A 20994-nucleotide genomic window follows, 5' to 3' on the forward strand; every position below is an offset into this window, starting at 1 on the left:
GAAAGAAGCACCCATGACCGACACCGACATGCTGCGCGCCCCCGCCGAGGTCAAGTACGCCGAGGAGCTGGACTGGCTGGAGTCCGTCGACGAGGGGCCCAAGCCGTTCTCCTGGCGGCTCAGCCCTCGGATGGTCCGGCTGTTCGTCCTCGGTTCCGAGCGGGCCGACGGCCTGGACCGGGAGATACCGCGGAAGTGGTTCGGCGACCGGAGCTTCGTCGAGCGGTGCATCGTCACGCTCGCCTCCGACCGCGGCCTGCTGCTCATCGGCGACCCGGGCACCGGCAAGAGCTGGCTGGCCGAGCTGCTGTCCGCCGCCATCAGCCGGAACTCGACCCTGGTCGTCCAGGGCACGGCCGGCACCACCGAGGACCACGTCAAGTACTCGTGGAACGTCTCGATGGTGATCGCCAAGGGGCAGTCCCGCGAGTCGCTGATCCCCTCGCCGATCATGACCGCCATGGAGCGGGGCGTCATCGGCCGCTTCGAGGAGCTCACCAGGGCCACCAGCGACGTGCAGGACGCGCTGATCTCCATCCTCTCCGAGAAGTACGTGTCCATCCCCGAACTCGACGGCGGCAGCGGGGACAACGTGGTCTTCGCCAAGCCGGGCTTCTCCGTCATCGCCACCGCCAACAGCCGGGACCGGGGCGTCAACGACCTGTCGTCGGCGCTCAAACGGCGGTTCAACTTCGTCCGCATCCCCGTGGTCACCAACAAGCGCAGCGAGGCCGAGATCGTCAGGTTCCGCACCGGCGAACTGCTGCGCCGGCACCGGATGGAGCTCGACGTGCCGCCCTCGCTGCTCGACATCCTGCTGCAGAGCTTCGCCGACCTGCGGGCCGCGTCCGCCTCGGCCACCAGCGACGACCAGCGGCTCGAGTCCTCGCTCTCCACCGCCGAGCAGATCGGCGTCCTGGAGGACGCCATCCTGCACAGCCAGTTCTTCGGGGACCGCCCCCTCGGCGCCCGCACCCTCGCCGGCTCCCTGGTCGGCTCGCTGGCCAGGCGCAGCCCCGAGGACCTCGCCATCCTCAACACGTTCTGGCACGGCGTCGTCGAGCCCCGCGCCAGGAAGGACGAGGGCGGCCCCTGGCAGGAGTTCCTCGAGGGCGGCCGCGACGCGATCGCCACCCTGTCATGAGCGGGCAGGCCACCCCCGGCGCGGCGCAGGACGCCGCCCCGCCGTTCGCCGCCCTGCGCGAGCAACTGCTCGCCGCGGCCGACGCGTTCGCCGGCGACCAGGGCGCGGTGCCCGACATCCTGGCCGGCATGGTCGACGACGTCGACCGCGCGCTGCGCGAGGAGTTGGAGATCTTCCCGGTCTGCCACCACTCGCCGGCCTCGGCGCTCGCCATGGCACGGCGGCTGCGGGAGAAGCGCCCCACCGTCATCTACCTGGAGCTGTGCGAGGATCTGCGGCCGCTCCTCGACGAGCTGCGCAACTGTCGGCTCCCGGTGGCGCTCCAGGCGTTCGCCACCGAACTCGACGGCTTCCCGCCCGGCTGGGCACCGCTCAGCGTGGTCGCGCCCATCACCGAGGCCTCCGCCGAGTACCAGGCCATCGCCTACGCCCTGGAGACCCCGGGCGTCGAGCTCGTGCTGGTCGACCGCTCGACCGACCACGTCTTCCAGTGGCTGCGGCGGGACGAGTACGACGAGCGGGCGGCGTCGGACACGCCGGCGGGCGACGCCGCCCTGCACGGGGACGCGGTCGGCATCGAGATCGGCGACCTGCGGCCCCGCTTCGCCGAGTTGGAGGAGCACCTGCTGCACCACGGCCGGGTCCGGCACTGGACCGAGTGGTGGGAGCAGTACGTGGAGCGGCCGCTAGCCGGCGCCGACTACGACACCTACCGCCAGGTCATGGTGATGATCGGCAGTCTCTTCCGGCGGCTGCGCCCGGAGCGGCCCGAGCGGGACGCGCGCGAGACGGACCGCGAGCGTCACATGTGGACCAGGATCCGCGAGCACCTGGCGACCTCGGGCGCCGACCCGGCGCGCTGCCTCCACGTCTGCGGCGCCTTCCACGCCGCCAGCCGCGTCGAGCAGTTCGGGCTCGCCGCCGAGGCCCCGGCGTACGAGATCGGCCCGCGCACCGGGACCACGTGGCGGTACGGGCTCATCCCGTCCAGCCACTCGGCCATCGAGGCGCAGTTCGGCCTGGCGCAGGGGGCGGTGTCCGTCGCGGCCGCCGCCTGGCAGCGGGCGCTCACCCGACACGGCGTGACCCCCCACCGGCTGGGCGGCGGCGCGAAGGCCGGCGCCACGTCCGGTCGGCGGGGCGGGCGCGGCCGGGCCACCGCCCCGGCGGACCGGCCGGGGCCGCCCGCCGACCGGCTCTCGGGGTTCCTCGGCACCCCGCCCGAGCCGGACGGGCTCGACGCCGAGGAACTGCTCGGCTGGTGCGTGGACCTGGTCCGGCTCGCCCGGCGCAACGGCTACCAGGCGAGCACGGCCGACGCCATCGCCGTCTACGAGACCTCGGTGCTGCTGGCCGGCATGCGCGGCCGTGACCGCCCCACCCCGTACGACTTCGAGGACGCGGCGGTCACCTGCGTCGAGAAGGACACCGTGCCCGGCCGCCGCGACGTGCGCGGGCTCTGCGGGATCCTGCTCGGCGGTGACCGGATCGGATCCGTCGGCTACGACGCGCTCCCGCCGCTCGCCCGCGACCTGCTCGACCGTCTTGCGCCCCTCGGGCTCAACCTCCAGGCCCGCACCAACCAGCGGGCGCTGCTCGACCTGGAGGCAAATCCCGAACTGCGCCCGTGCTCGGACCTGCTCTGGATCCTGCGCCGCCTGCTGGGCGACGTGGCCCGCCCGATCATGGGGGCGCGCCGGCTCGGTGAGCGCTCGATCCAGGAGAGCTGGGACCTGGCCATCGGCCGCGAGCAGCGGGCGATCGTCGAGCTCGGCTACGAGGGCGTCACCATCGAGCAGGTGCTCGAGCAGCGGCTGCGCCGCGACGCCTGGGCGCCGACCGCCACCGCGGCGGCCGCGCTGGAGGGCGTCGAGGAGGCCGTCCTGTACCTGGGTGGTGGCCGGCTCGCCGTCGAGCTCGGCGCGCGCGCCGTCGAGCTCTTGGCCGCCGAGCGCACCGTGGACCACGCGCCCCGGGTGGTGCGCCAGATCCGCCGGCTGCTCGCCCACTACCACGCCACCCAGCCCGAACTGCCGGGTTGGTGCGAGGAGTTCGTCACGGCGGGCTATGCGCACTACTGCACCCTGCTGCCCACCGCCTTCGCCGACGACGACGCCGGGGTGCGCCAGGTGGGCGCCATGTTCGGCTTCCTCTTCGGCATGGAGAGCCTCGCGCTGTCCCTCGGCTGCGACCACACCCAGCTGGAGCTCGCCGTCCGCCAGGCCCATCCCGAGGCACCGGAGAAGGTCGCGCTGCTGTGGGCGGCGAAGTCGCGCCTCGGGCTGCTCTCGCCGGACGAGCTGCGCGAGCGCTGCGCCGAGCTGCTGGCGAACCCGCTGGTGATCCCGGCCTTCCCCCGCTACGTGAGCGGATTCGTGCAGGCGCTTGAGTCGGTGCCGACGCTGACGCCGTTCGTGGTGGAGGTGCTGTCCCGTGCCTTCGCCGACCTGCCGGACGCGGTGCTGCTGCCCTGGCTGCCCCGCCTGATCACCACCCTGCGCGCCGACGGTGGCGGCCTGCTGCCGCTGCTGGTCCGGGAGGCAGGCCGCACCTTTCCCGCCGCGCTGCCCGCCCTGGACGGCTGGGTGCCGCCGTGGGCGGCGGAGTGGCGGCGGTCGCCGGCGCCGATCGCCTCGGCGGTCTCCGCCGGGCCGGTCGCCGAGCTGCTGGCCGGCGCGCCCGCCAGCTGCGACGCGGTGGCCGCCCTCCTCGGCCTTGACGACGGGTGGCGGCGGCCCCGGCCCGCGGCTGGTCCGCCGGCGGCCGGCCCGCTGGTGGCCCGCCACCCCGCGACCGCCGAGGCCGTGGCCCGGCTGCTCGCCGGCCGCGCGCGCTGACGCCGTTTACCCGGAGCGACCCCGGGTACCCGGCGGCCGATACGGTCCCCGGACGAGGAGAGGTGCCATGCCGGCAGGATCGAGCCGTAAGCGTGAGCGTCAGTACGAGCACATCAAGGACAGCACCCGGCGGCGCGGCGCGACCCTCGGGCGCGCGAAGGAGATCGCGTCCCGCACGGTCAACAAGCAGCGCGCCCGCTCGGGCGAGGCCAAGGCGTCGAGCAAGGTCTCGACGCGGGACTCGAAGTCCGCCTACCAGCGTGGCGGCGAGCGGTCGCACCGGGGCGCCAAGGGGCCCACCAAGTTCCAGCTCTACGAAGAGGCCAAACGCCGCGGCGTGGAGGGCCGTTCCTCGATGACCAAGGACGAGCTGCGCAAGGCACTGGGCCGCTGAGCGGCCCGGTGCGCCGCCCCTGACGAGGCGGCGACCGGTCCGGGATGAGACCGGTCGCCGCCTTTCGTTTGACCGTGGATTACGTAGTTACGTATATTCACGCCATGGGTCTGGAGGAACGGGTCGCCGAGCTGGAGCGCCGCCTCGCGGCCATCGAGGAGTCGGCCGACCGGCGGGCGGCGGTCGCCCCGGCCGCCGAGGGCGACTTCTGGGCGCTCGACGGCCTCAAGGCGCGGCTCGCCGAGGCGGGGGCCGAGGCCGGGGGAGTGCTGTTCACGGGCACGGTCCGACTCCCGACCGGTCAGCGCTTCGACTGGCAGTACGGGCTGACCACCGAGACGCTCCTCGACCACGACTGGTCGGACGCCGCCGAGTCCTTCGCCGCCCTCGGGCACGCCGTGCGGCTGCGGCTGCTGCGCGAGATCCTCGGCGGTCGGCACACCGCCGCCGAGCTGGCCGCGCTCGACGACCTCGGCACCACCGGCCAGATCTACCACCACCTGCGTCAGCTGACCGCCGCCGGCTGGTTGCACGCCGCCGCCAGGGGCCGCTACGAGGTGCCGCCCGGCCGGGTGGTCCCGCTGCTCGTCGCGCTCGCCACGGCCCAACCCTGACCCACTCGCCCGCCCGCAGGCACGAAAGGCCGGAGCAGATGCTCAAGACCCTCTCGATACTCCGTCGCGCCCTGATGGCCGCGTTCTTCCTCCAGCTGATCGCCGGCCTCTGGCTGGACTTCCCCATGCTCTGGGGCTGGCTGCTGATCGGCGGCGCCATCCTGGCGAGCATCGCCGCCGAGTCGGCGCACCGGCCGACGCCCAAGGGGGAGGGGGAGAGCAACGAGGCCGCCGTCGAGGTCGGGTCCCCGGTCACCGGTCGCTGGTCGGCGCTCAACAGCCCGGCCGACAAGGTGCCGAGCCACGGCACGAGCGCCTACGGGCAGTCCCACGCGATCGACATCACGGCCGCCCCCGAGGACCGCCCGGCACCGACCTTCGGCTGGTGGCCGATCGCCCGCGGCAACCGGGCCTTCCCGGCCTTCGACCAGCCGCTGTTCGCGGTCGCCGACGCCACCGTCGTGCACGCCTCCGACCGGCACCGCGACCACCTCAGCCGCAACTCCTACCCCGCCCTGGCCTACCTGTTCCTCGAAGGACTGGTCCGTGACACGGCCGGCCCCGGCCGGGTCGTCGGCAACCACCTGATCCTCGACCTCGGCGACGGCGTGTACGCCATGTACGCGCACCTGCGGCGCGGTTCGCTCGCCGTCCGCCCCGGCGACCGGGTGACCGCCGGCCAACCGGTGGCCCGCTGCGGCAACTCGGGCAACTCCACCGAGCCCCACCTGCACTTCCAGCTGATGGACGGCCCGGACCTCACCACCGCGCGCGGCCTCCCGTTCACCTGGCGCGGCGTCGGCGTCCCCGCGAACGGCGAGCGGTTCTCGGTGAGCGGCGACGAGCTCTCGACAGCCTCCTGACCGGGCCGCCGCGTCGCCGCCCCGACCTCAGCGGCGGCGCGGCGGCGCGGTCGAGCCGCGCACCAGCAGCCGGGTGGCCAGCTGCACGTGGTGCGAGTCCGGGGTCTCGCCCCTGGCCAGTTGCAGGGTGGTGCGGAGCGCGACCCGGCCCATGTCGCGCAGCGGTTGGTGGACGGTGGTCAGCGGCGGGTCGGTCCACAGCGTGCCGAAGGTGTCGTCGAAACCGACCACGCTCAGGTCGCCGGGAACCCGGAGCCTTCGGCCCCTGGCCGCCGCCAGCACGCCCATGGCGATGCTGTCGCTGCCGGCGAAGACCGCCGTGGGCGGCTCGGCCAGGTCGAGCAGCGCCTCGGTCATCCGGCGCCCGGCGTCGGGGGCGAACGCCTCGAACCTGACCAGCTCCGGGTCGGGACGGACACCGGCGGACTCCAGCGCCTCCCGGTAGCCGTGCAACCGCTCGCGCGCCGGCACCGACCGGTCCTGGCCGCTGGCGTAGCCGATCCTGCGGTGGCCGAGGGAGAGCAGGTGCTCGGTGGCCTGCACGCCGCCCGCCCAGTTGGTGGCGCCGACGCTGACCAGGCTCTCGTCCAGCGGGTTGAGCGGATCGACCACCACGAGACCGAGGCCGAGGCGGTGGCAGGCGGTGATCTCCTCCGCCGTCAGCTCCGAGGTGACCAGGATCAGGCCGGCCCGGCCCCGGGCGCTGAGCTGTTCGAGCCAGGCGGGGCCCGGCGGCCGCACCCGCGCGCCGCCGTCGGGCCGCAGCACGCTGGTGACCACCTCGGCGCCCAGCTCGTCCGCGCCCGCGAGCACCCCGCCGAGCACGTGGAGCGCGTAGGGGTTGGTCAGCGTGTCGAAGACGACCTGAACGGTGCCGGCCGGCGCCGGATCGCGGGGCCCGGTGGTGGGCGCGTACCCGACCCGGCGCATGGCCTCCCTGACCCGCTCCCTGGTCTCGCCGGAGACGCCGGGCCGCCCGTTGAGCACCTTGGAGACCGTGGCCTTGGACACCCCGGCCGCGGCGGCCACCGCGTCGAGGGTCGCCCGGGTGCCGTTCGTTCGCGCCATCGCCTCCGCCTCGCGCCGTGTCGAGTCGCCACCCTACACGAGGTGAGCGAAATAGTTTCGGTGATCCTTGGCCGTATTGACGCCTGCCTGTCGGCGATCTACGGTGCGAGGAGTTTAGTAAACAACTTGAAACTTTTTCCATCGGGGACGAAGGAGCATCCATGTCCGAGTCCGTGCCCTGGCGCGACCCCTCGCTCTCCCCGGACGACCGGGTCGAGGCGCTGCTCGCCGCCATGACCACCGAGGAGAAGCTGGCCCAGCTCGGCGCCTACTGGCCGCGGGTGGTGGCCGAGGCCCAGGCGGAGGGTGCGGACGTCGCCCCCATGCAGAGCGCCTTCGAGGCCGGCCGCCGCCCGTTCGAGGAGGCCGCCGCGCACGGCCTCGGCCACCTCACCCGGGTCTTCGGCAGCGAGCCCGTCGAACCGGCCGAGGGCGTCCGGCGGCTGACCGACTACCAGCGCCACCTCACCGAGCGGACCCGGCTCGGCATCCCCGCCATCGCCCACGAGGAGTGCCTCACCGGCTTCACCACGCTGGGCGCCACCGTCTACCCGGCCGCCATCGCCTGGGGCGCCACCTTCGACCCGGCGCTGGTGCGCCGGATGGCCGCCGCCATCGGCCGCGACATGCGGGCCGTCGGCGTCCACCAGGGCCTCTCGCCGCTGCTCGACGTCGTCCGCGACTACCGCTGGGGCCGGGTGGAGGAGACCATCGGCGAGGATCCCTACCTGGTCGGCACCGTGGGCACCGCCTATGTGCGGGGCCTGCAGGAGCACGGCGTCATCGCCACCCTCAAGCACTTCGCCGGCTACTCGGCCTCCCGCGCCGGCCGCAACCACGCCCCGGTCCCCATCGGGCCCCGCGAGTTCGCCGACGTGATCCTGCCGCCGTTCGAGATGGCCGTCCGCGAGGGCGGCGTCGGCTCCGTGATGAACTCCTACGCCGACCTCGACGGGCTGCCGGCCGCCGCCCACCGGGGGCTGCTCACCGGCGTGCTGCGCGACGAGTGGGGCTTCACCGGCACCGTCGTCTCCGACTACTGGGCCGTCGCCTTCCTCGACCTGATGCACCGCGTCACCGCCACCCGCGCCGAGTCCGGCGCCCTGGCGCTGCGCGCCGGCATCGACGTGGAACTGCCCGCCACCGACGCGTACGCCCGGATCGCCGACCTGGTGCCGGCCGAGCTGGTCGACCGCGCCACGCGCCGGGTGCTGCGGCAGAAGGTCGCGCTCGGGATGCTCGACCCCGACTGGCGGGGCGTGCCCGCCGAGACCGGCGACGGCGGCGCCGTCGACCTCGACCCGGCGGCCAACCGGGCCATCGCCCGGGAGCTCGCCGAGAAGTCCGTGATCCTGCTCGACAACCACGGCGCGCTGCCGCTGCCCGCCACCGCCCGCCGGATCGCGCTGACCGGCCCCTGCGCCGACGACCCGCGCACCCTGCTCGGCTGCTACTCCTTCCCCAACCACGTCCTCTCCCGCTACCGGGAGCGCGGCACCGGACTGCCCGTCGACTCCCTGCTGACCGCGCTGCGCGCCGAACTCCCGGACGCCGACGTCGAGTACGCCAGGGGCGTGGCCGTCCTCGACCCCGACCCCGCCGGCATCCCGGCGGCCGTCGAGGCGGCCGAGCGGGCCGACGTCTGCGTGGCCGCCGTCGGCGACCTGGCCAGCCTGTTCGGCCGCGGCACCTCGGGCGAGGGCTGCGACGCCACGGACCTGCGGCTGCCCGGCGCCCAGGCCGAACTCGTCGAGGCGCTGCTGGCCACCGGGACCCCCCTGGTGCTGGTCGTGGTCTCCGGCCGCCCCTACGCGCTCGGCGCCTTCGTGGACCGCTGCGCCGCCGTCGTCCAGGCCTTCCTGCCGGGCGCCGAGGGCGGCGCCGCCGTCGCCGGGGTGCTCTCGGGGCGGGTGAACCCGAGCGGCCACCTCCCGGTCGGCGTGCCGAACCACCACGGCGGTCAGCCCGGCACCTACCTCGCCCCGCCGCTCGGCCGGTTCAGCGAGGGCGTCTCCAACCTCGACCCCTCGCCCCGCTACCCCTTCGGGCACGGCGGCTCCTACACCGAGTTCCGTTACGAGGACCTGACCCTCAGCGCCACCGACATCCCGGTCGACGGCGAACTCACCGTCGAGGTGACGGTGCGCAACACCGGCGACCGGGACGGCGACGACGTCGTGCAGCTCTATCTCTCCGACCACACGGCCCAGGTGACCCGCCCGGTCAGGGAGCTCGTCGGCTACGCCAGGGTCTCGCTGGCCGCCGGCACCGCCGCCAGGGTCGGCTTCCGGCTGCACGCCGACCGCACCTCGTTCACCGGCGTGGAACACCGCCGGGTCGTGGAGCCGGGAACCTTCACGGTCGCCGTCGGGTACTCCAGCGAGGATCTGCCCCTGACCTGCGATTTCGCCGTCACGGGCACCACCCGCGTGCTGACCGGCGCCCGGGTCCTCAGCACCCCGGTGGAGGTGAGCGCCGCCCGCTGAACCCGCGGTCGCCGGTCGGCCGGGAGGGCGGCTCCATTTGACGCGCCCTCCGAGTTAGGTGACCCTAACCTGGAGAGCGAGGAGAGCACGTGACCGAACGGCAGACCCCCCAGGCCCCCAGGACCCACCGCGCACTCGTGTTGCGCAGGGAGCGCCTCACCCCCCACATGATCAGGGTGGTGTTCGGCGGCGACGGGCTGCGCGACTTCACCACCGGGCCGTACACGGACAGCTATGTGAAGCTGCTCTTCCCGGCGCCCGGTGTCGCCTATCCGCAGCCCTTCGACCTGGCGGCCGTCCGCCGCGACCTGCCCCGTGAGCAGTGGCCGCGCACGCGGACCTACACCGTGCGGCACTGGGACCCGGCGGCCCTGGAGCTGACCATCGACTTCGTCCACCACGGCGACACGGGCCTCGCGGGCCCCTGGGCCGCCACCGCCCGCCCGGGCGACGAACTGCACCTGGCGGGCCCCGGCGGCGCCTACGCGCCCGACCCCACGGCCGACTGGCATCTGCTGATCGGCGACGAGAGCGCCCTGCCCGCCATCGCCACCGCGCTCGCCGCGCTGCCGGCCGGTGCGCCGGCGCGGGTGTTCCTTGAGGTCGGCGGCCCCGAGGAGGAGCAGAAGCTGGACTCGCCTGGATCGGTCGAGATCACCTGGCTCGACCGCCCGGCCGACGCCCCCGGCGCGGCGCTGGTCGCGGCGGTCACCGCAGCCGAGTTCCCGACCGGCCGCGCCCACGCCTTCCTGCACGGCGAGGCCCACTTCGTCCGCGAGCTGCGTCGCCACCTGCGGCACGACCGCGGCCTCAGCCGCGAGCAGCTCTCGGTCTCCGGCTACTGGCGGCGCGGCAAGGACGAGGACGGCTGGCAGGCGAGCAAGCCGGAGTGGAACCGCCGCATCGAGGAGGAGCAGGAGCGGGCCTAGCCGGGGACCGGTGCCGCCGGCAACCGGTAGGCGCGCGCCGCGACGCCGCCGAAGACCTCGGCGCGCTCGGCCGGCGTGAGCGCCGCGGTCAGTTCCTCGGCCGCCGCCACCACCTCGCCGTAGGAGGCGGCCAGCAGGCACACCGGCCAGTCCGAGCCGAACATCAGCCGGCCGGGCCCGAACGCCGCCAGCGCCGTCTCGGCGTACGGCCGCAGCGCGGCCACCGTCCACCCGGCGCGGTCCGCCTCGGTGACGAGCCCCGACAGCTTGGCGTACACGTTCGGCGCCCCGGCCAGCTCGCGGAGCAGCCCGGCCCAGGGCCGGGTGACGCCGGCGGCGATCGGCGGCTTGGCCAGGTGGTCGAGGACGAAGCTGAGCCCGGGCAGCGCCCGGACCGTGTCGACGGCCGCCGGCAACTGGTGCGGCAGCACCAGCAGGTCGTAGCTCAACCCGGCGGCCGCCACGGCGGCCAGACCGCGCCGCACGTCGGGCCGGCACAGCCAGCGGTCGTCCGGTTCGCCCTGCACCAGGTGCCGCACGCCCACCAGCAGCTCACCGCCTGGCCCCGCGCGCAGCGCCGCCAGCCGCTCGGTCACCGCGTCGCCCTCCGTCAGGTCGACCCAGCCCACGACGCCGGCGACCAGCTCGCTGCCGGCCGCCAGGGCGAGGAACTCGGCGGTCTCGGCGAGGTCGGGCAGCACCTGCACCAGCACCGTGCCCGTCACCCCGGCGGCCGCCGCCTGGCCGGCGAGGTCGCCGAGGCCGAAGCTGCGGCGGATGGCGGCGCTCTCCGGCCCGTCGAGCCAGTGGTGCGGCCGGTGCGCCAGGTCCCAGACGTGGTGGTGCGCGTCGATCCTCGGCGTCATCGGTCCCCCTCGGCACGGTCGAGTTCGGCCCACAGCTCCTCGGGGATCTCGCGCGCCGCGTGGCCGGCGTTGGCCGCCACCTCGGCCGCGCTGCGCGCCCCGACCAGCACCCCGCTGACCGCCGGGTGGCGCAGCGGGAACCGCAGCGCCGCGGCGGCGAGCGGCACCCCGAAGCCGGCGCACACCTCGGCGAGCCGCCTGGCCCGCCGCAGCGTCGCGGGCGGCGTCGGCGCGTAGTCGAAGGTGGCCCCGGGAGCCGGGTCGGCCAGCACACCGCTGTTGAACACCCCGCCGACCAGCACCCCGACCCCGCGCTCCGCGCAGCGCGGCAGCAGCCCGTCGGCCGCCGCCCGGTCGAGCAGCGAGTAGCGGCCCGCCACCAGCACGCAGTCCACGTCCGTCTCGGCCACGAACCGCTCCAGCATCGCCGTCTGGTTCATGCCGACCCCGACGGCCCGCACCGCGCCCTCGGCACGCAGCGCCGCCAGCGCCGGGTACGCCTCCCGCACGGCCGGCTCCCAGTGCTCGTCGGGATCGTGGATCAGCACCAGGTCGAAGGCGTCGAGCCCGGTGCGCTCCAGGCTCTCGGCCAACGAGCGGCGCACCCCGTCCGCCGAGTAGTCCCGCACCCGTACCCGGGGTGGGGCGCCGAAGAAGCCCTCGTCCCCGGGGCGCGCCGCACCGGGCCGCAGCAGCCGGCCGACCTTGGTGGACACCACCACCTCGGCCCGCGGCACACCGGACAGGAAGGCGCCGAGCCGCTCCTCGGCGAGCCCGGCCCCGTAGTGCGGCGCGGTGTCGAAGTAGCGGATGCCGCACTCCCAGGCCGCCTCCAGGGTGGCCACGGCCTGCTCCTCGTCCACCGCGCGGAACAGGCCGCCGATCGGCGCCGTGCCCAGGCCGACCCGCCCGACGGTCAGCCCCGAGGCGCCGAGTGGCGCGCCCGGGGTGACGCCGGGCGGGGCGCCGGGGTGTCCTTCGGAAGGCTCGACGGGGGGCTCGTCGGGGAAGCGCACGGTTCCTCCAGATCGCTCGCGTCGCTCGGATGGTCCGGATCGCTCGAAACGGGTCCCGCAAGCTGCCGCCGCAGCCAGCGCTCGGTGCTGCTCACGTGGACCAGCGCCGCCGCCTCGGCCAGCACCGCGTCCCCGTCGGCGAGCGCGTCGACGATGGCCTGGTGCTCGGCGAGGGCCCGGTCCGCCGCGCCGCCGTCCACCAGGCCGCGCCAGACCCTGGCCCGCAGGGTGCGGCCGGCGATCCCGTCGAGCAGTGAGCTCAGCGTCTGGTTGCCGGTGGCCGCGACCACCGCGCGGTGGAACGCCGCGTCGTGCTCGATCAGCGCCTCGATGTCGTCGCTTGCCGCCCGCATCGCCGCCAGGTGCCGCCGCACCGCCGCCAGTTGGGCGGGGGAGACGCGGCCGGCGGCCAGCCCGGTGGCCGCCGGCTCGAGCAGCCGCCTGACCTCGGTGAGTTCGAGCAGCGTCTCGCCGCGCAGCAGCTCCACGGCCTCGCCGATCCCCTCCAGCAGCAACCGGGGTTCGAGGCTGGTCACATAGGTGCCGTCACCCCGGCGGATCTCCAACACCCGGGAGGCCACCAGCGCCTTGACCGCCTCCCGGGTCAGGTTCCGGGAGAGGCCGAGCTCGGCCGCGAGCCGCTGCTCGGGCGGCAGCTTGGCGCCCGGCGGCAACGCGCCGGACCGGACGAGTTCCCGGATGCGCGCGATGGCGCCGTCGGTCAGCGACACGGGCCTGACCGTAGCAGCGGCATCCCATGTCCGACAGACCCCGCGCGACAACCACGGGCCGGGCCCACGGCGTTGAGCTGGGCGTTCGGTGGGGGGTCTGGACGGCCACCCCCGAGCGGCCTATAAAACGATCCCATGTCCGAGTGATCGTCACCGGCGAGCCGGCCGCAGGACCGTCCCGCCGCTGGACCCGTCTGGAGGCCCCGGCATGACCCACCCCGACGACCTCACCGGCCTGTCGGCCCTCGTCACCGGCGGCGCCTCCGGCATCGGCCTGGCCACCGCCACGCTGTTCGCCGCCCGCGGCGCCAGGGTCGCCTGCCTCGACCTCGCCCCCGAGGTGCCAGAGCCGCTGCTCGGCATCCGCGCCGACGTCGCCGACGACGCCTCGGTGCGGGCCGCCGTCGACCGGGCCGCGGCCGAGCTCGGCGGCCTCGACATCGTCGTCAACAACGCCGGGATCGGCGCCCAGGGCACCATCGAGGACAACCCGGACGACGAGTGGCGCCGGCTGTACGAGGTCAACGTGCTCGGCGTCGTCCGCACCACCCGCGCCGCCCTGCCCCACCTGCGGCGTTCGGCCCACCCCGCCGTCGTCAACACCTGCTCGGTGGCGGCCACCGACGGGCTGCCGGCCAGGGCCCTCTACTCGGCCACCAAGGGCGCGGTGCTCGCCCTCACCAGGGCGACGGCCGCCGACCTGGTCGCCGAGGGGATCCGCGTCAACTGCGTCAACCCCGGCACCGTGGACACCCCCTGGGTCGGCCGGCTGCTCGCCACCGCCGACGACCCCGCGGCCGAACGCGCCGCGCTGGAGGCCCGCCAGCCCACCGGGCGCCTCGTCACCCCCGAGGAGGTGGCCGCCGCCATCGCCTACCTCGCCGGCCCGGCCGCCGGCGCGATCACCGGCACCGCGCTCGCCGTCGACGGCGGCATGGCCGGACTCAGGACCCGCCCGCGGACGACCGCTCGGGTCGGGGGTTGAAGGACCGGCCACCACACCACGCGTCGCGCGGCGGTCTCCCGGCCGCTGGTCCGTCAGGGGCGCGCCCGGCGGACCACCCGAAGGAGCGAATTCACCCGCCGGCCGGTCGACGCCGGTGGCCGTGGCCGGATTGTTCCGTGGGCCGCACCTTCCTGCTCTTTGTCGCCCATTGGCATAGGAACGTCCGGACCAGGTAGCCATACTGGGTGGGAGTGGGGGCGGTACACAGCCGGCGACTACGGGGGCGAGACGGGCGATGGCGGAACGCGCGTTGATCCACGGCCGCTACCAGCTGCTCGAGCTGATCGGGCGCGGCGGCATGGGAGAGGTCTGGCGGGCCAGGGACGAGGCGCTCGACCGGCGGGTGGCCGTCAAGTGCCTCAAGCCGCTGGGTGGTCGGCAGGACGAGGAGCCCTTCCTCCGCGTGCTGCGCGAGCGGTTCCGGCGCGAGGCGCGGGTCGCCGCCTCGTTGCAGCACCGCGGCGTCACCGTGGTGCACGACTTCGGCGAGTCCGAGGGCGTCCTCTACCTGGTGATGGAGCTGCTCGAGGGCCGCAACCTCAGCGAGCTGCTCACCGAGCGGGCCGGCCCGCTGCCCGTCGAGGTGATCGTCGACGTCGCCGACCAGGTCGCCGCCGCCCTCGCCCACACCCACGGGCAGGGCATCATCCACCGGGACCTCAAGCCGGCCAACATCATGCGGCTCACCGACGGCACCGTGAAGATCTGCGACTTCGGCATCGCCCGGATCGCCCAGGACATCGGCCTCACCTCCAAGCTCACCAGCGCCGGCATGGCGATGGGCACGCCGCACTACATGTCGCCCGAGCAGATCGCCGGCGTCGGCGTCGACCACCGCAGCGACCTCTACTCGCTGGGCTGCGTGCTGTACGAGATCGCCACCGGGGCGCCGCCGTTCGACCTCGGCGACCCCTGGGCCGTCCTCATCGGCCACCGCGACACCCCACCGACCCCGCCGCGCCACCACCGGCCGGAACTGCCGGTCGAACTGGAGCGGTTCATCCTCCGGCTGCTCGCCAAGGACCCGGCGGACCGCCCCGAGGACGCGGCCGCGATCGCCCACCGGCTGGTCGTGGGCCGCACCGCCGACACCGCGGTGCCGGCGCCCGTGCGCCCGCAGCCGGGGCGCATGCCGGCCTGGACCCGAGGCATGCGCCCCGGATCGCGGGCCAGCGGCTCCTGGTCGCTGCGGCTGCCGCCGCCCGACCGTTCCGCGGGCCTCACCGGCCAGTGGACCGGGCTCGCCCCCACCGCCCTGCTCGGCCACACCGGCGAGCGGCGCGGGCCGGCGCCCGAGTACCTGGCGGTGCTGGAGAGCCGACACCGGGCGGGCCTGAGCCTGGGCCGGCTCGGCCGCTGGGAGGACTCCCACGACGTGCACCGGGCGGTGGCCGCCGAGCGGGCCAGGGCCCTGGGCGACGAGCACCCCGACACCCTCGCCAGCCGGTACGAGACGGCCTACGCGCTGTTCCGGCTCGGCCGCTACGACGAGGCACTGGCCGGCCACTCCGCGGTCGCCGCCGCCCGGGCCCTGGCGCTCGGCCCCGACCACGCCGACACCCTCGACGCCCGCTTCGAGATCGGGGTCGTCCTTGGCCGGTTGGGGCGCCCGGGCGAGGCCGTGCCGGTCTTCCACGAGGTGATCGAGGCGAGGACCAGGACCCTGGGTCCCGCGCACGCCGACACCCTGCGCGCTCGGCACGCCCTGGGCATCAGCTTCGGCCGGCTCGACCGCTGGGAGGAGGCGCTGGCCGAGGCCCGCGTCGTCCGGGACCTCCGCGCCGACACCCTGGGCCCCGACCACCTCGACACCCTGGTCAGCGGCCGGGAGATCGCGGTGGCCCTCGGCTGGCTCGGCCGCTGGGACGAGGCGCTCGCCGAGTACCGGGGCGTGCGGCGGGCCAGGGAGCGGGTGCTCGGTCCCGGCCACCCCGACTCGCTGGCGAGCCGCCACGACGAGGCGCACTGCCTGGAGCAGCTGGGCCGCGCCGGCGAGGCCGTGGAGCTGTACCGACAGGTGGCCGCCCCGGGGGATCGCGGTCCCGCCGGAGTGTGATCGACCCCCACGTACCATGGCGACATGTCGTTTCTCCGCCGCCGTAGCGCCGCCTCCCCCGCAGGGCCCGACTTCGACGTGCTCGCCATGGATCCGGGGGACTGGCCCGGAGTACTGGGCGCCGGGCTGCTGCCCGCCCCGGACGGCAGCTGCCAGGGCGTGGTGCTGCGATACGACCTGTTCGGCGGCCGCGGCCCCGCCATGGTCATCGGCAACCTGCCGGAGGGCTCGCCGGCGCGGGACGTCGAGGAGGACGATGTCCCGTTCGAGGTGCACCAGTTGCTGGCCGCGCTGGAGATCGACGAGGACGTGCGGGCCACCGGCAGCGAGGACGTGCCGGTCATGCACGACGGCAACCTGCTCATCGTGCGGCGCATCACCTGCACCGAAGGCCGCGTCTCCTGCGTCCAGTTCGACCGGGACGACGGTGTGCTGGTCACCATCGCCAGCTGGGACCGCCCCATCACCGACGACCTCTACGCCCTGCTGAAGCCGCTCCCCGCCGAGATGTTCCAGCGGTAGCCCACCGCCCGCCCCCGGCGGGCGGGCGCCCGGCTACCTCGTGCCGACGGCGGCGCGGATGGCGCGGCGGGCCAGCGCCCAGTCGTCGTGCAGCCGGCGCAACAGCAGCCGTTGCTCCTCCCCGTAGGACAGGCCGCCGCCCACCGGCGTGGCCATCGGCCGCCGCATGGCGCGCTGTACCGCCTCCTCACAGATCCGGATCTCCCGGGTGAGCACCAGCATCAGGTTGACCAGGAAGGCGTCCCGTCCCGGCACCCCCGCGGCCTGCGCGGTCTGGCTGATCTGTCGTCGCATCAGCGGCGCGTCGCCCAGCACCGACCACAGCGTGGCCAGGTCGTAGCCCGGCAGGTACCAGCCGGCCGACTCCCAGCTCACGAACACCGGGCCGCCCGGGGCGAGCAACACGTGGGACAGCCGCGCCGCGCCGTGGCAGAACTGCCGGGGCAGCTCCTGCCGGCCACGGCCGCACAGGCCGTGCAGCAGCGCCTGCATGTCGCCGACGTCCCGGTCGGTCAGCAGCCCGAGCGAGTGGTAGCGGGCGAGCCACGCCGGGTAGCTCACCGCCTCGGGGAACACACCGTCCGGTGGCCGCCAGGAGTTGAGCCGGCAGATCGCGCCGAGCACGCCGCGCAGCTCGCCGGCGGACGGCGCGGACGTCGGGTGGCGGCGGGTGGCGCCCACCCGGCCGGGGGTGAACTCGACCACCAGGGTGCCGCTGTGCGGGTCGTCGGCGATCAGCCGCGGCACCCGCGCCGGCGGCCGGTGGTGGACGAAGGTGCGATAGGCGGTTATCTCCTGCCTGGTGCGGTCGGCCCGCGACCCGGTCGGGTCGATCAGGCACTTGGCGACCGCGGCGCGCCGGCCGGCCATGCCGATCAGCACGATCGAGGGGCCGGCGTCACGGACGACCTGCACCGGGGTGAACTCGGGACAGATCTCCTGGGCGGCGGACAGCGCGGTGCGCAACCGCTCCCCACGCGCGCCCGAGAAGTCGATCCGCCCGGCGCCCGGCGTCGGTCCCGGCCGCCGCGGCCGGCGGCCGCGGTCGTCCGCGGCGCCGACCGGTGCGGCGCCGAGCTGGCCGATCAGGCGCGGCCTGGCCCGGGAGACCACGGGGGATGGTGCTGGATACATAGGCGGGCATGGTCCCTTCGTGTGCCGGAAGGTTCACGGCGCCCCCGGTCCCGCGCGACCTCCCAGCACCCTGGGGAAATGCCGGGCGGTCACCGGACCGGGGTGGCGCGGTGTCTACATCACTCCCTCGCGCGGGTGGCACACCATGTGGCGAGCCCTGGCGAAACCCTGGCGAATGCCCATCCGGCCGTTGCGTGGCGGCTACTGTCAACTCAGCCGAGATCCTGGGGGCTTGACGTGAGCAGCAGAACCAACACCCGCCTCGCGGACCTGTTCCGCCTGGCCGGATGGTCCAAGGGCGAACTCGCCAGGCTGGTGAACCGGCAGGCGGCGGCCCAGGGCCATCCGCAACTGGCCACGGACACCTCGCGGGTGCGCCGCTGGATCGACACGGGGGAGACCCCGCGCGATCCGGTGCCCGAGGTGCTGGCGACGCTGTTCACCGAGCGGCTCGGTCGTGTCGTGACCATCGAGGACCTCGGGTTCCGCCGGCCGGGGGAGGCGGGGACACGGCCGTCCATCCATGGACTGCCGTGGGCACCCCAGCGGACGGCCGCGGTCCTCACCGAATTCACGGGAATGGACCTCATGCTCAACCGACGCGGCATGGTGGGTGCGGGCGCCGCGCTCGCCGCAGGATCAGCCCTCAGCGACGCCATGTACGACTGGTTGCGGACCCCGAAGGACCGCGACACCCTGACCGCTCACGACTCATGGACCACCGCGGATCCGGCGGGGCTCGACCGCTACGAGGCGGCGCCGGTGGGCGCCGAGGAGGTCGAGGCCCTGGAGCGCTCGGTGGACATCTTCCGCGCCTGGGACGCGTCCCGGGGCGGCGGCCTGCAACGCAAGGCCGTGGTCGGGCAGCTCAACGAGGTGGGCGGCATGCTCGCCTTCCGGCACCCCGAGCACCTGCAGCGTCGGCTGTGGGGGGTGGCGGCCAACCTCGCGGTGCTGGCCGGCTGGATGTCACACGACGTGGGCCTGGAGCCCACCGCGCAGAAGTACTTCGTGATAGCCGCGCACGCCGCCAGGGAGGGGGGCGACCAGCCGCGCGCCGGCGAGGCCCTGTCCAGGGCCGCGCGCCAGATGGTCCACCTGGGGCGGCCGGACGACGCCCTGGACCTGATGCAGCTGGCCAACTCCGGGATGGGCGAGGAGGCGCTGCCCAGGACCCGGGCCATGCTGTGCACCATCGAGGCCTGGGCCGAGGCGTCGATGGGACACGCGCAGGCCATGCGGCGGCTGCTCGGGCAGGCGGAGGAACTGTTCGTCTCCGACCGGGGCGACGTGCCGCCGCCGAGCTGGATGCAGATGTTCGACGAGGCCGACCTGTACGGCATGCAGGCGCTCGCCTACCGCACTCTCGCCGAGCACGACCCGGCCGCCGCCAGACCGGCGACCAGGTACGCCGTCCAGGCACTCGCGCTGCGCGAGGACGAGCGGGGCAGGTCGCGGATCTTCGACCAGATCTCCATGGCCTCGGCCTGTTTCATCGCCGACGACCCGGAGCAGGCCGACCGGTACGCGCGGCTGGCCCTGGCGAGCATCGGCGAGAACTCCTCGCACCGCACCTGGGACCGGCTGCGGGAGATGTACCGGCTCACCGGGCAGTACGCCGGCTACGCCAGGATCGAGAACCTGCGCGAGGAGATCGAACAGGTGCTGCCGCCGGCCTCGGGCTCGCCGCGGTTCGGCGGCCGGTCGGTCTGAGCGCCGCCGACGGCGGCGCCGGTGCCCCCGGCCCGCCGTCGGCGGCGTCCGTCACGCCCTGACCCTGGCCACCAGCAGGCAGGCGTCGTCCTCCCTGGCCACCTCGCCGCAGGCGGTGACGATCGTCCGCAGGCACTCGGCCGCGCCGCGCGCCGAGCTCAGCCGGGGAGCCAGGTCGATCAGCCGGTGCTCGCCCGCGTGCCCCGCGGGCAGCTGCCGTGGGATGGCCGAAAACAGTCCGTCGGTATGGAGTACCAGGACGTCCCCGGGCGCCAGCCGGTCCGCGCGCTGGGCGAAGCGGGCGTCGCCGACCGCGCCGAGCAGCGGCCCGGCGGGTCGAGGCAGCGCCCAGCCGCCGCCGTCCCGGCAGAGCAGGGGAGCGGGGTGGCCGGCCTGGGCCCAGGTGAGCACCCCGAGGTCCGGCTCGTAGTGGCAGCACAACACGCTGGCCAGCACCGGGTGCGCGGCCCGGTCGAGCAGCTGGTTGAGGTGGCCGAGCAGCGCGCCGGGCGCCGCGCCGGTCAGCGCGATGCCGCGGATCGCGCCCAGCACCGTGGCGGTGCCGGCCGCCGCGGCGGCACCGTGCCCTGACAGGTCGCCGACGCTGAACAGCAGCCCGCCGTCCGGCAGCGTCAGCGCGTCGTACCACTTGCCGCCCATGGGGCCCCCGGCCCCGGCGGGCAGGAAGCGGGCGGCGAGTTCGAGCGATCCGGGCGGCCCCTCGGGCCCGGCCGGCCGTTGCGCGTCGAGCGAGGGGGCCAGCACCGAGTCCTCCAGCGCCACGGCGAGGCCGCGCCCGGCCCAGCCCGTCGCCGCCCGCGGCTGGTCCCCGGCCCTGCCGGCTCCGCCGAGACCGTCCCGCACGTCGGCCGTGGCGTCGGCGTCCGCCCCCGGCTCCGCGCCGTCGTCCTCGGCGCCAGGGCGGGCCGGCGGCCGGTCCACGCGCAGCTCGCGGATCATCGCCAGCATCGCCACGGTGCCGCCGTTGTCGTCGAGTACCGGCTCGCCGGCCATCCGCACCAGGCGGCGTGAGCCGTCGGGGCGGGTGATCCGGAACTCGCAGTCCATCGGCCGCCCGTCCACCAGGCAGTCCGTGACGGCCGCGGTCAGCGTCGGCTGGTCCTCGGGGGGCAGCCAGGACGGCAACTGGTCCAGGGTGAGCGGCCCCTGGTCGACCGGGCGCCCGAAGATCGCGAACAGCTCGTCCGACCAGACCACGCCGTCGGTCAGCAGGTTCCACTCCGCGTTGCCCGCGGGGCCCGGCGCCCGTGCCCCCGCGGCGCCGCGCAGGCCGGCGAGCCGCTCGCCCACGTCGTCCAGCTCGTCGAGGGCCAGTTCCCAGGCCGTCTGGCGCCGCTCCGGGGCGATACCGGCCGCCTCGCCGCGCCGCAGGGCGTCGACGTCGTCCCGCAACCGGCGCGCGCGGGCGATCAGATCGTCGAGGGCGGCCTCGTCGGTGAGGTCGTTCGTGGGGGGTTCCGGGTGCTGTGAGGAGAGCATGGCGGGTCCCTGATACGGCGCGGACAGGACCAACGTCCCGGGTCGGTCGGCGGGGCCGCCTTTCCCGGCGGACGACTCCAGACTGTTGCACAGCCTTCCCCGCTCCGTAAGAGAT

Annotated in this window: 17 protein-coding genes; 11 read left to right on the forward strand and 6 right to left on the reverse strand. The window is 75.0% G+C overall.

What is annotated here, in order from left to right:
- Nucleotides 1-13 precede the first annotated feature (13 nt).
- The 5 genes from ACFWI8_RS27350 to ACFWI8_RS27370 all read left to right on the forward strand — a co-directional run bounded on the left by ACFWI8_RS27350 (nucleotide 14) and on the right by ACFWI8_RS27370 (nucleotide 5852).
- A complete protein-coding gene (locus tag ACFWI8_RS27350) occupies nucleotides 14-1144 on the forward strand; it encodes an AAA family ATPase (protein WP_387096699.1) in 1131 nt (376 codons plus the stop codon).
- On the forward strand, nucleotides 1141-3981 hold the full coding sequence (locus ACFWI8_RS27355) for a hypothetical protein (protein ID WP_387096701.1): 2841 nt from the start codon (nucleotides 1141-1143) through the stop codon (nucleotides 3979-3981). Before ACFWI8_RS27350 ends, ACFWI8_RS27355 begins: the two co-directional genes overlap by 4 nt.
- Nucleotides 3982-4048: 67 nt before the next feature.
- A complete protein-coding gene (locus ACFWI8_RS27360) occupies nucleotides 4049-4375 on the forward strand; it encodes a plasmid stabilization protein (protein ID WP_387096704.1) in 327 nt (108 codons plus the stop codon).
- Nucleotides 4376-4479: 104 nt separating this feature from the next.
- Complete coding sequence (locus ACFWI8_RS27365; protein ID WP_387096707.1) at nucleotides 4480-4989, forward strand: ArsR/SmtB family transcription factor; 510 nt, start codon at nucleotides 4480-4482, stop codon at nucleotides 4987-4989.
- 38 nt (nucleotides 4990-5027) lie between these two features.
- Nucleotides 5028-5852: a M23 family metallopeptidase gene (locus ACFWI8_RS27370; protein ID WP_387096710.1), complete on the forward strand. Its 825-nt coding sequence runs from the start codon at nucleotides 5028-5030 to the stop codon at nucleotides 5850-5852.
- Nucleotides 5853-5879: 27 nt separating this feature from the next.
- On the opposite strand, the gene ACFWI8_RS27375 is transcribed toward ACFWI8_RS27370, so the two are convergent.
- Nucleotides 5880-6920 (reverse strand): LacI family DNA-binding transcriptional regulator, encoded by a 1041-nt coding sequence (locus tag ACFWI8_RS27375; RefSeq protein WP_387096713.1) that lies wholly within the window; start codon nucleotides 6918-6920, stop codon nucleotides 5880-5882.
- A gap of 161 nt (nucleotides 6921-7081) precedes the next feature.
- Between ACFWI8_RS27375 and ACFWI8_RS27380 the strand changes: the two genes are divergently transcribed.
- On the forward strand, nucleotides 7082-9406 hold the full coding sequence (locus ACFWI8_RS27380; RefSeq protein WP_387096716.1) for a glycoside hydrolase family 3 N-terminal domain-containing protein: 2325 nt from the start codon (nucleotides 7082-7084) through the stop codon (nucleotides 9404-9406).
- 89 nt (nucleotides 9407-9495) lie between these two features.
- Nucleotides 9496-10335 carry a siderophore-interacting protein gene (locus ACFWI8_RS27385; protein WP_387096719.1) on the forward strand — a complete coding sequence of 280 codons (840 nt, stop codon included), beginning with the start codon at nucleotides 9496-9498 and terminating at the stop codon, nucleotides 10333-10335.
- On the opposite strand, the gene ACFWI8_RS27390 is transcribed toward ACFWI8_RS27385, so the two are convergent.
- Genes ACFWI8_RS27390 through ACFWI8_RS27400 form a run of 3 tightly spaced genes read right to left on the reverse strand, consistent with a single transcriptional unit; the run spans nucleotide 10332 to nucleotide 12948 of the window.
- Nucleotides 10332-11201, reverse strand: a complete 870-nt coding sequence (locus tag ACFWI8_RS27390; protein ID WP_387096722.1) for an amidohydrolase family protein — start codon at nucleotides 11199-11201, stop codon at nucleotides 10332-10334. The two genes, ACFWI8_RS27385 and ACFWI8_RS27390, sit on opposite strands and share 4 nt — an antisense overlap.
- Nucleotides 11198-12121 carry an aldo/keto reductase gene (locus tag ACFWI8_RS27395; protein WP_387096767.1) on the reverse strand — a complete coding sequence of 308 codons (924 nt, stop codon included), beginning with the start codon at nucleotides 12119-12121 and terminating at the stop codon, nucleotides 11198-11200. Before ACFWI8_RS27395 ends, ACFWI8_RS27390 begins: the two co-directional genes overlap by 4 nt.
- Nucleotides 12118-12948, reverse strand: a complete 831-nt coding sequence (locus ACFWI8_RS27400; protein WP_387096725.1) for a FadR/GntR family transcriptional regulator — start codon at nucleotides 12946-12948, stop codon at nucleotides 12118-12120. The genes ACFWI8_RS27395 and ACFWI8_RS27400 overlap by 4 nt, the downstream gene beginning before the upstream one ends.
- Nucleotides 12949-13156: 208 nt before the next feature.
- On the opposite strand from ACFWI8_RS27400, the gene ACFWI8_RS27405 reads away from it, so the two are divergent.
- From ACFWI8_RS27405 to ACFWI8_RS27415, 3 genes are all read left to right on the forward strand, one after another.
- Nucleotides 13157-13933 carry an SDR family NAD(P)-dependent oxidoreductase gene (locus ACFWI8_RS27405; RefSeq protein WP_387096727.1) on the forward strand — a complete coding sequence of 259 codons (777 nt, stop codon included), beginning with the start codon at nucleotides 13157-13159 and terminating at the stop codon, nucleotides 13931-13933.
- Nucleotides 13934-14189: 256 nt separating this feature from the next.
- Nucleotides 14190-16010 carry a protein kinase gene (locus ACFWI8_RS27410; protein WP_387096730.1) on the forward strand — a complete coding sequence of 607 codons (1821 nt, stop codon included), beginning with the start codon at nucleotides 14190-14192 and terminating at the stop codon, nucleotides 16008-16010.
- A 24-nt stretch (nucleotides 16011-16034) separates the two neighbouring features.
- Nucleotides 16035-16532 (forward strand): hypothetical protein, encoded by a 498-nt coding sequence (locus ACFWI8_RS27415; RefSeq protein WP_387096733.1) that lies wholly within the window; start codon nucleotides 16035-16037, stop codon nucleotides 16530-16532.
- A gap of 33 nt (nucleotides 16533-16565) precedes the next feature.
- Here the strand turns inward: ACFWI8_RS27415 and ACFWI8_RS27420 are convergent, their stop codons facing one another.
- Nucleotides 16566-17666 (reverse strand): aminoglycoside phosphotransferase family protein, encoded by a 1101-nt coding sequence (locus ACFWI8_RS27420; protein ID WP_387096736.1) that lies wholly within the window; start codon nucleotides 17664-17666, stop codon nucleotides 16566-16568.
- A 237-nt stretch (nucleotides 17667-17903) separates the two neighbouring features.
- Here ACFWI8_RS27420 and ACFWI8_RS27425 point away from each other — a divergent pair, with 237 nt between their 5' ends.
- A complete protein-coding gene (locus tag ACFWI8_RS27425) occupies nucleotides 17904-19379 on the forward strand; it encodes a hypothetical protein (protein ID WP_387096738.1) in 1476 nt (491 codons plus the stop codon).
- A 51-nt stretch (nucleotides 19380-19430) separates the two neighbouring features.
- Here ACFWI8_RS27425 and ACFWI8_RS27430 read toward each other — a convergent pair whose 3' ends face one another.
- Entirely contained in the window at nucleotides 19431-20879 is a 1449-nt protein-coding gene (locus ACFWI8_RS27430) for a SpoIIE family protein phosphatase (protein WP_387096741.1), read from the reverse strand.
- Nucleotides 20880-20994 lie beyond the last annotated feature (115 nt).

This window comes from Streptomyces sp. NPDC127098, from assembly GCF_042722465.1.
GTDB classification, from domain to species: domain Bacteria; phylum Actinomycetota; class Actinomycetes; order Streptomycetales; family Streptomycetaceae; genus Streptomyces; species Streptomyces millisiae.

Coding starts and splice junctions, on each gene's coding strand:
- ACFWI8_RS27350 (WP_387096699.1), top strand. CDS start 14: ATGACCGACACCGACATGCTGCGCGCCCCCGCCGAGGTCAAGTACGCC.
- ACFWI8_RS27355 (WP_387096701.1), top strand. CDS start 1,141: ATGAGCGGGCAGGCCACCCCCGGCGCGGCGCAGGACGCCGCCCCGCCG.
- ACFWI8_RS27360 (WP_387096704.1), top strand. CDS start 4,049: ATGCCGGCAGGATCGAGCCGTAAGCGTGAGCGTCAGTACGAGCACATC.
- ACFWI8_RS27365 (WP_387096707.1), top strand. CDS start 4,480: ATGGGTCTGGAGGAACGGGTCGCCGAGCTGGAGCGCCGCCTCGCGGCC.
- ACFWI8_RS27370 (WP_387096710.1), top strand. CDS start 5,028: ATGCTCAAGACCCTCTCGATACTCCGTCGCGCCCTGATGGCCGCGTTC.
- ACFWI8_RS27375 (WP_387096713.1), bottom strand. CDS start 6,920: ATGGCGCGAACGAACGGCACCCGGGCGACCCTCGACGCGGTGGCCGCC.
- ACFWI8_RS27380 (WP_387096716.1), top strand. CDS start 7,082: ATGTCCGAGTCCGTGCCCTGGCGCGACCCCTCGCTCTCCCCGGACGAC.
- ACFWI8_RS27390 (WP_387096722.1), bottom strand. CDS start 11,201: ATGACGCCGAGGATCGACGCGCACCACCACGTCTGGGACCTGGCGCAC.
- ACFWI8_RS27405 (WP_387096727.1), top strand. CDS start 13,157: ATGACCCACCCCGACGACCTCACCGGCCTGTCGGCCCTCGTCACCGGC.
- ACFWI8_RS27410 (WP_387096730.1), top strand. CDS start 14,190: ATGGCGGAACGCGCGTTGATCCACGGCCGCTACCAGCTGCTCGAGCTG.
- ACFWI8_RS27415 (WP_387096733.1), top strand. CDS start 16,035: ATGTCGTTTCTCCGCCGCCGTAGCGCCGCCTCCCCCGCAGGGCCCGAC.
- ACFWI8_RS27420 (WP_387096736.1), bottom strand. CDS start 17,666: ATGTATCCAGCACCATCCCCCGTGGTCTCCCGGGCCAGGCCGCGCCTG.
- ACFWI8_RS27430 (WP_387096741.1), bottom strand. CDS start 20,879: ATGCTCTCCTCACAGCACCCGGAACCCCCCACGAACGACCTCACCGAC.